The sequence below is a fragment of the Blautia faecis genome (assembly GCF_020554845.1).
In the GTDB taxonomy this organism is placed as follows: Bacteria; Bacillota; Clostridia; order Lachnospirales; family Lachnospiraceae; genus Blautia_A; species Blautia_A faecis.
Window position 1 is genome coordinate 1 of sequence record NZ_JAJCIA010000086.1, and the last position, 1,105, is coordinate 1,105.

1 protein-coding gene is annotated in these 1,105 nt (G+C 51.0%); it reads left to right on the plus strand.

Annotated features, from left to right (window positions below; all coding sequences use genetic code 11):
• A partial coding sequence (locus LIZ66_RS18295; RefSeq protein WP_227227650.1) for a MobA/MobL family protein occupies positions 1-1,004 on the plus strand: 1,004 nt, incomplete at its 5' end.
• Between the last annotated feature and the right edge of the window lie 101 nt (positions 1,005-1,105).

A 1,105-nucleotide genomic window follows, 5' to 3' on the forward strand; every position in this document is an offset into this window, starting at 1 on the left:
TCTGGCGGCATGAATGGGAGGTCATCCAGAACCGCTATCTGGAAGCCAATGACCGCCCAGAGCGTGTGGACTTGCGTTCCTATGCCAGACAGGGGCTTGATATAGTCCCCACTGTCCATGAGGGGACTGCTGTCCGGCAGATGGAAAAGCGGGGTATCCAGACGAACATCGGCAACCTGAACCGGGACATCAGAGCCGCCAACCGCCTGATGAAGTCTATCCGGCAGCTCATTCAAAACCTCAAAGGCTGGATTACCGAGCTGGGAGAAAAACGAAAAGAACTGCTTGCACAAAAGGCGGCGGAGGAAGCGACACTTCTTCCCAATCTGCTGATGAAGTATATGGAGATACGAAAGGAAGAACGGAAGGACTGGACAAGGGCTGGACAGAACCGGGGGACTTCACAGGACTTAAAGGCAGTCAGCGAAGCCCTGTCCTATCTCCGGCAAAAGGGGCTTTCCACTGTGGAGGACTTAGAAGTATTTCTGGAATCTTCCGGGAAATCAGCCGCCGATTACCGCAATCAGATGAAGCCAAAGGAAACCCGCAGCAAAGTGATTGACGGGATTCTTGCCAGCCGGACAGACTGCCAGGAATGTAAGCCTGTCTATGAGAAATACCAGAAGATATTTTTCAAAAAAACAAAGGAGAAATTCAAACAGGAACACCCGGAGGTTGCCCGGTATGAGAAAGCCGCCGCCTACCTTGCCAAGCACCCGGACGATAAGGACAGCACCCAAAAGGAGCTGCAAGAGGAGCAGGAAACGCTTCTGGAAGAAATTGCAGCTCTGAAAACACCGCTGACCGAGGTACAGGAGGATTTGAAGAAGCTGCGGGACATCCGCTACTGGGTACGGAAAGCCACACCCGGCACAGAGGAAAGCAAAGAGCCGCCCAAGAAGCAGCCCATCAAGGAAGTCTTGCAGGATAAGACAGACGAGAAAAAAGCACAAAGAACTGCCCCGGAGCAGACAAAACACAAACAACAGGATATGGAACTTTAACAGGCACTTGCCATTTTCAATCAGAGAATGTCAGGTGCTTTTCTTTTTTTCAAGGAGGGATAGATTTGAATGTATTTGAAGCTGTGAAGCAGTCCGTCACA